Below are 7,037 nucleotides of genomic sequence, written 5' to 3'. Positions count from 1 at the left end.
CATTCAATCAAAAACAAAACTGACGCCTCTGGAATTGCGCCGCCAGTTTGCTGCTTGAAAATCTCATAGTCCTATATTAGGGGCGTTTTTGTGCTGTCCGCACAATCGGGGGCGGTTCAGGACGGACAGGGCGACTTTTCCGCAGGAATCGAGTCCTGGCCGTCCTGTAGCCCCCCTGCCGGAAAAGGCCAGGCCTTTTTCGACAGGGACAAGGACCGGGCCCGGCAAATGCCGGGCCCGGTCCTTGTCCCTGTTTTAATATCGCTTATCCAGAATCGCGACGATCTGGGCCACGCAGCTTTCGTCACAGGAGCCCAGGATGCGCGCGCCCCAGTCCCGCACCTCCTGCGCGCAGTTGGACGGGGCGAAGGGAATGGCCGAGACGGCCAGCATGGGGATGTCGTTCTGATTGTCCCCCACGCAGTAAATGTTCCGCTCCTCAATGCCCAGCAGCCGGGCCAGGCAGCGCACCATGCCGCCCTTGGTACTGCCCTTGGCGGTCAGCTCCAGCAGCACGGCGTTGGAGAAGATGGCCTCATAGTGCTCTGCCCAACGTTCCAGGATGTAGCGCTGAACGGACCGCAGCAGGGGATTGCGCTGCTGGAGGATGGCCTTGGTCCAGGGCAGGGGCATCTCCAGGATGGGCCGTTCGGTATAGGCGGCCTGGGCCCGGCGCAGATGATGAAAGGTGACCTCGTTGGGCTGATAGGCATAGATCTCGTCCTGGTGATAGGCCTCAAAGCCGATCTCCGGGAAGCGGCGGGCCACCTCCTGCAGGTCCCGGGCCGCCCGCCGGGGCAGGAAGGTCTCACGGACCACCCGGTCGTCTTGGAAGTCGTACAGGCAGGCGCCGTTGGAGAGGACGACCGGCGCGTTGATGGGTACGCTGGCGGCGTGGGGCGCAAAGGTGGGGTGGGCCCGCCCGGTGGCTACGGTAAAGATCCCGCCCGCGCCGGTAAAATAGTCGAGCGCGCGCCGGTTCTCCTCGGACACCCGCAGGTCGGAGCCGTACAGCGTGTCGTCAAAATCGCTGACCAGAAGCACACCGTTGAACTTGCCCAAATGCGTCACACCTTATTTCTTCAGATCGGCCCCCGTAAAGTACTTTTTCAGCGGTGCATAGAGGATACCGAAAATCACCAGGCACAAAACGATGTCAATGCCCACATAGCTGCCGTTGTAGACCAGCGAGTAGAGGGAGGGGTTATCAAACACCGTGCCGAAGATCTCCGTCGGGGCCACAATCTTATAAATGGTAATACCGCTGATGTAGTGGATGATGAACCGGGCCGCGCCGCCCAGGATGCTGCCCCAGAAAATGCCGCCCGGCTTGCCCTTGCCCAGGCCGGCCACGCCGATGACGCCGAAGGCCAGCACATAGTCCAGCAGGATGGACTGCCAGCCCCAGCTCACCGCGCCCTGGATAAACACCTGGAGAATCCCAAAGGCAAAGCAGGCGATCAAGCCGCCGCCCATGCCCCAGCGTACGCAGAACAGCAGCAGGGGCAGCATCTCCAGCGAGACGGAGCCGCCCTGAGGCAGCTCGAACACCTTCAGCAGCCCCAGCACGAGGGACAGGGCGATCATGATCGCCCCTTCGCAGAGCATCCGCACGCCCAGGTGCGATTTCTGATTGCTTGTGGTTGTCATAGAACAGATTCCTCCCAAAAAGATGTACCGCAGCGCAAACCGGGTGTAGCGCAATGCGGTACGGGAGAAACGACAATGTGTGCCGAATACTCTTCCTACGCCGGCATTACCCGGATCAGGTTCAAGGGACCGTGCGCCGCGATAGGCGTCCATCTCAGCCGGACATGCGTCCAGCGCCCCTGCTATTCGATTTGTCCTGCGGTTACTGCAAATTCTATACCAACTGCCGCAGTTTTGTCAATACCTGCGCAAAATAAGGGGGGAGCGGGCACTCCAGGGTCATGCGCCGTCCCGTCCGTGGGTGGGTGAAGGAGAGCCTGCGGGCGTGCAGGCACTGGCCCGCCAGGCCGGGGTAGGGCTTTTTGGCCCCGTATACCGTGTCCCCCAGCAGGGGATGCCCCAGCTTCGCCATGTGGACCCGGATCTGATGGGTGCGGCCGGTCTCCAGTCGGCACTGGATATGGGTATAGCCCCCCAACCGCTCCAACACCGTCCAGTGGGTCACCGCCTCCCGGCCGTGGAGCACATCCACCGCCATCCGTTTCCGGTCGGTGGGGTGCCGGGCGATGGGTGCGCGGACCGTACCGGCATCCTGCTTCAGATTGCCCACACACACGGCCTCGTATTCCCGGTAAAGGGAGTGATCCTGCAGCTGTTCGGCCAGCGCCAGGTGGGCAAAATCGTTTTTGGCCGCGATGATCAGACCGGAAGTGTCCCGGTCGATCCGGTGCACGATCCCGGGGCGCAGCGCCCCGTTGATGCCCGAGAGGGACGCTCCGCAGTGATACAGCAGCGCGTTGACCAGGGTCCCGTCCGGATGGCCCGGCGCAGGGTGGACCACCAGCCCCACGGGCTTGTTGACCACGATCACGTCGCCGTCCTCGTAGATCACATCCAGCGGGATCTTTTGGGGGAGCACGTCAATCGGGGCAGGGTCGGGCAGGACGACGGTAAACACGTCGCCGGGGGCGGTCTTGTCATTCTTCTTTACCCGCCCGCCGCCGCGGGTGACCGCGCCCTCCTCCAGCAGCCGCTGGGCGGCGGAGCGGGTCAGCTCCGGCAGGGTGCGGGCGAGGAACTGGTCCACCCGCTCCCCGGCCCGGTCAGCCGTCAGATGGAGCGGCGTCATCCTGCTTCTCCCGTTTCTCGTACTTATCGTAGAAAAAGATCACGTACACGCACAGGGCGATGCCCCCCAGCACCACACAGATATCCGCCACATTGAAGACGGGGAAATCCAGGAACAGCGTGCGGAACATATCGGTCACGAAGCGCAGGAAGGCCCGGTCGATCAGGTTGCCCACCGCACCGGCCAGCACCACCGCCAGGGCGCAGCGGGCAAAGGGATGCCGCAGCACGCCCTTTACCAGCGCCGCCGCCAGCGCCACGGAGACCGCCAGGGAGATGATGGTCAGAAGCCAGGTATGCCCGGTAAATAGGGAAAAGGCCGCCCCGGTGTTCTGCACATAGGTCAGGTCCAGCACACCGGGCAGAACGGGAAGGGAGCCCCCCAGCGGAATGTGGGCGCGTACCAAAAATTTCACCGCCTGGTCGAGGGCGACCAGAAGGGCCGCAAGGATCAAATACAGCATAAGCGCTCTCCTTTGCACGCCCATCGGGCGTTTGGTTCCCGGATAGTGTACCACAGGCGCCAAAACATTGCAATGCCCCGCCCCTGTTCCGGCGCGCCTTCGTGCGATCCGCTCTTGCGGCCCGGCGGCGGGCGCATTATAATGGGATTTGAGCACATTACAAAAAGGAGTGTCGTTTTGGAACGCGCAAAGGTCAGCATCATCGTGCCGGTATACAACGTGGCGGCGTATCTTCCCGCCTGTCTGGAGAGCATCCGCGTCCAGACCTGGCGGGAGATCGAGGTCATACTGGTGGACGACGGCAGCACGGACGAAAGCCTCTCCCTGTGCCGCGCGGCGGCGGAGCGGGACGCGCGCTTTCGGGTCATCCATCAGCAAAACGCAGGGGTCTCCGCCGCCCGCAACGCGGGACTGGCGGCGGCTACGGGGCAGTACCTCCAGTTTGTGGACGGGGACGACCGGCTCCTGTCCAACGCCACTGAGGTCCTGGTCCACGCCGCTCTGAGCACCGGCACCGACCTGGTGATCGCCCGTTTTTACCGGGTATCCGGTCAGCGCCAGGCGCTGCAGGGGCATATCCGGGGCCGCCGGGTGCTCACGCGGACAGAGTTTGCAGAGGAGATGGTCAAGGCCCCCGCCAACTTCTACTACGGGGTGCTTTGGAACAAGCTCTACCGCCGCAGCATTGTGGAGGCCCACCAGCTGCGCTGCCCGGAGGAGCTGAGCTGGTGCGAGGATTTTCTGTTCAATCTGGAGTACATCAAATATGTCCGTCTGGTGGCCGCCGTCCCGGAGCCGGTGTGCTGTTATATCAAACGGGAGGACAGTCTGGTCATGACCCAGCCCACCCTGCGCCGCACTCTGGAGATGAAGCAGAAGACCTTTTCCTATTACAAGGACCTCTATCAGACCCTGGACCTGTACGAGCGGCAAAAGGGCCGGGTCTACCGCTATCTGATCTCCGCCGCCACCGACGGCGGCAGTCTTGCCCTTCCGGAGCTGCCCCGCCTCCCGGCGCGGAAGGGGCGGCGCAGGCGCGCCGCCGTGCAAAGGCCTTGATAACGCCCCGCGACGAGACGGGAGCGCCCGTTCCGCCCTGCAGGCGGACGGGCGCTCCCGTCTGGTCGCTTATAGGAGATAGGCCAGGGCAGTGAATAGAACCGTCATCAGCAGGATGCCCCCCAAGCAGGTTCCTCCTCCGACCCCCCAGAGGAATTTTTGATTTTTTTGAATGCAGGGCCTTGTCAGAAACAGGGGGACATACCCTGCCGACGCCATGGTCATAAAGGAGAACATGGCGGACATGGTCACCGCCGCGCCGTACACCGTTACATTGATCCCGATGGTATCGCCATACGTAATGGCAAAGGGCATAGTCAGCGTCCCTACGATCAATCCCACCGCCGCATTGGCAAATACATTGGTGCAGATCGTAGAGACAAAACAGATCAGCAGCATGAACACAGGGAAGGGCAGTCCGGTGAAAATGGGCTCCATCAACGCGTTGAGCCAGCCCCGTACGCCCAGTTCCGGGTTGGCCAGCATGCCGCCGATCACGTTGAAAATGCACACGGCCAGAACGATGCCCCAGGAAATGCTGCTGCGGAAGGTCTGCTCTTCGTTCAGCAGCGGTTTGCCGTCCTCCCGCAGAAGGAAGAAAATTACCAGCGCCAAGATGAACCAGGTACACTGGTCAAAGGTGGAAAGCGCCTGCCCCAGGGGGCTGTCTGCAGGGAGAAAGGCCATGACCACCGAGTAGGCGATCGCAAACAGGAAAATCAGGCAGGCCAGGACCTGCTTGCGGGTCATACGCAGTTTGCCGCCCTGCTCGCCGCTGATACGGCTCACATCGAAGGCGCGCAGTTTGTCTGCGTCTACACGGCAGGCCTTCATCGTCAGGGCGAACAGGACGATAAACGCCATGGAAAAGACGATGATGGAGAGCATATACACCGCATAGTTCAGCACAATGCCGCTTTGCGCCATAGCGCTCAGTATCGCCCCGAAAATGACCAGCGGCAGGCCCTGGAAGGGGATCAGCGCCATCCCTATGCAGGCGGAAACAAAGGACCCCAGAGACATCCAGCGGTTAAAGCTTCCCTCTTTCTCGTACCCCAGGTTGTCAATGAGCGAATCCAGCAATGCAAGCACGAATACGATGCCGCCAATTTTGGCAAACGCGCCCATGACCCAGGCCGCAAAGAAAAAGACAAAGCAGAACAGGTAGGGCTTTCCCCGAAGCACCTTCCGCGTGAGCAGCCATTTGGAGATAAACTCACCCGCTCCGGTGGAAATAATGGTCTGACAGAGTACGTAGGCAAAAATGATCTGAACCACGGTGGAGTTCCCGAAGGTGGCCGCCATTAGGGAACTGGGGGTATACGCATCTGTGAGCAGGACCGCCAGAAAGCCCAGCAGCGACGGCAAAATCAGCCCAAACTCCGAATTGGAGAGCAGGAAAATCAATCCGAAGAAAATGCCGATCGCCTGAATGCCGGTCTGCGTGATCCCGCCCCACGGCGGGCAGACCCGCCCAAAAACAAAAATGAAAAACAGCCCGACCAGCAGCTTAACGATATAAGCGGTATAGGTTTGCTTTTTGATGCCTGTATCCGGCATACGACTCCCTCCTCTTATCTTTATTCTCACCCTTATCCCATCTCTTCCAGCAGGTCCTCCAGATAGCTGCTGCCCGTATAGGCATCCGTAAGGTTCTGCACCCCCGTTTCCGTGACCGCGTAAGTATTGCCGTACAGCAGTCCGTCCGATCGCCCCACCACGCTGGGATGCAGCGTCAGGATCATATTGGGCTTGAGCTCCATTTTATTGGGCGCGCCGATATCGATGCCGTCCCCCAAATCCGCGCCCATGCCGTGACCGGACCATACGCCCGCGTGACAGCCGCGCTTTTTCACAACCTGCGCAATGGCCTCGTCCACGTCGCAGATCCGGTTTCCGGGCCGCGCCGCCGCCTCGCCGGCTGCCAGCGCCTCCCGGATCACCTGGAGCACTTCATACGCCTCCGGCGCACAGCCCCGCTCCAGAAAGATCGGGCGCACCATCTGCGTCCAGTAGCCGCCCGGCCCCGCCATCTCACAGGAGTAAACGAACACCTCATTGGGCCGGATCGGCTTGTTCTGGGCGCGCGTGATAAACGTGTGGGGTTTTTCCGCGCGGATGAGCACCAGACTGTCCTCCGCGCCGCGGGCCCGCAAAAAGCCCTCCGCGCCCCCCACGATCTCCTGTTCCGTGACCCCGGGGCGGATGTGCTTGAGCACCCATTCGAAGGAACCCACCGCGATCTGTGAGGCGGCGCGGATCAGCTCCAGCTCATATTCAGACTTGGGGGCCCGCAGCTCCGTCAGCCGGGCTGTAATATCCACAAATTCCGCATTTGTGTCCGTCAGTTCGCGGTAGATGCAAATGGGAAGTTCCTTTGGCTCATAAAGTCCGATCCTGGGGTGCTCCTGCGGCAGGGATCGGATAAAAGCCAGCACCTCCTGGAGCATATCGCCGCATCGGATGTTCTCTTCGGGAAGCCAGCTCAACGTCCGGGCATGGAACTGCTGCCCCACGGTCGGGACCAGCAGGTTCAGCATGCCGCCCCTGGCCATATATGCAAAATCCCGGCGTGTGTTCAGCGTATAATTGGTCGCGTATTTCACCGCCATCTGGCAGGTCTGCTGGGCGGTGGAGGTAAAAATCAACGCGTCCAACCCCGCCTGTTCCATAAGCTGGTTGAACAGCTCCAATCTCCGGTCCCGTTCTTTTCTGCGCTCATCCATAGCCGCTTGC

General features: G+C 61.2%; 7 protein-coding genes and 1 riboswitch. Of the genes, 1 reads left to right on the top strand and 6 read right to left on the bottom strand.

What is annotated here, in order from left to right; genetic code table 11:
* Nucleotides 1–255: 255 nt before the first annotated feature.
* From H8S57_RS12820 to lspA, 4 genes are all read right to left on the bottom strand, one after another.
* A complete protein-coding gene (locus H8S57_RS12820; RefSeq protein WP_186908422.1) occupies nt 256–1,071 on the bottom strand; it encodes an HAD-IIB family hydrolase in 816 nt (271 codons plus the stop codon).
* Nucleotides 1,072–1,074: 3 nt separating this feature from the next.
* Complete coding sequence (locus H8S57_RS12815; RefSeq protein WP_243204820.1) at nt 1,075–1,650, bottom strand: energy-coupled thiamine transporter ThiT; 576 nt, start codon at nt 1,648–1,650, stop codon at nt 1,075–1,077.
* A gap of 74 nt (nt 1,651–1,724) precedes the next feature.
* A riboswitch (TPP riboswitch) is annotated at nt 1,725–1,841 on the bottom strand.
* A gap of 23 nt (nt 1,842–1,864) precedes the next feature.
* A complete protein-coding gene (locus H8S57_RS12810) occupies nt 1,865–2,779 on the bottom strand; it encodes an RluA family pseudouridine synthase (protein ID WP_186908421.1) in 915 nt (304 codons plus the stop codon).
* On the bottom strand, nt 2,754–3,242 hold the full coding sequence (lspA, locus tag H8S57_RS12805) for a signal peptidase II (RefSeq protein ID WP_186908420.1): 489 nt from the start codon (nt 3,240–3,242) through the stop codon (nt 2,754–2,756). Before lspA ends, H8S57_RS12810 begins: the two co-directional genes overlap by 26 nt.
* Nucleotides 3,243–3,419: 177 nt before the next feature.
* Between lspA and H8S57_RS12800 the strand changes: the two genes are divergently transcribed.
* Nucleotides 3,420–4,301 carry a glycosyltransferase family 2 protein gene (locus H8S57_RS12800; RefSeq protein ID WP_186908419.1) on the top strand — a complete coding sequence of 294 codons (882 nt, stop codon included), beginning with the start codon at nt 3,420–3,422 and terminating at the stop codon, nt 4,299–4,301.
* Between the two features lie 69 nt (nt 4,302–4,370).
* On the opposite strand, the gene H8S57_RS12795 is transcribed toward H8S57_RS12800, so the two are convergent.
* On the bottom strand, nt 4,371–5,861 hold the full coding sequence (locus H8S57_RS12795; RefSeq protein ID WP_186908418.1) for a transporter permease: 1,491 nt from the start codon (nt 5,859–5,861) through the stop codon (nt 4,371–4,373).
* Nucleotides 5,862–5,893: 32 nt separating this feature from the next.
* Nucleotides 5,894–7,027 carry a M24 family metallopeptidase gene (locus H8S57_RS12790; protein WP_186908417.1) on the bottom strand — a complete coding sequence of 378 codons (1,134 nt, stop codon included), beginning with the start codon at nt 7,025–7,027 and terminating at the stop codon, nt 5,894–5,896.
* Between the last annotated feature and the right edge of the window lie 10 nt (nt 7,028–7,037).

Origin of the sequence: Lawsonibacter hominis, from assembly GCF_014287895.1 — a bacterium.
Lineage (GTDB): Bacteria > Bacillota > Clostridia > Oscillospirales > Oscillospiraceae > Lawsonibacter_A > Lawsonibacter_A hominis.
This window is presented reverse-complemented; position numbering and strand designations above follow the sequence as displayed.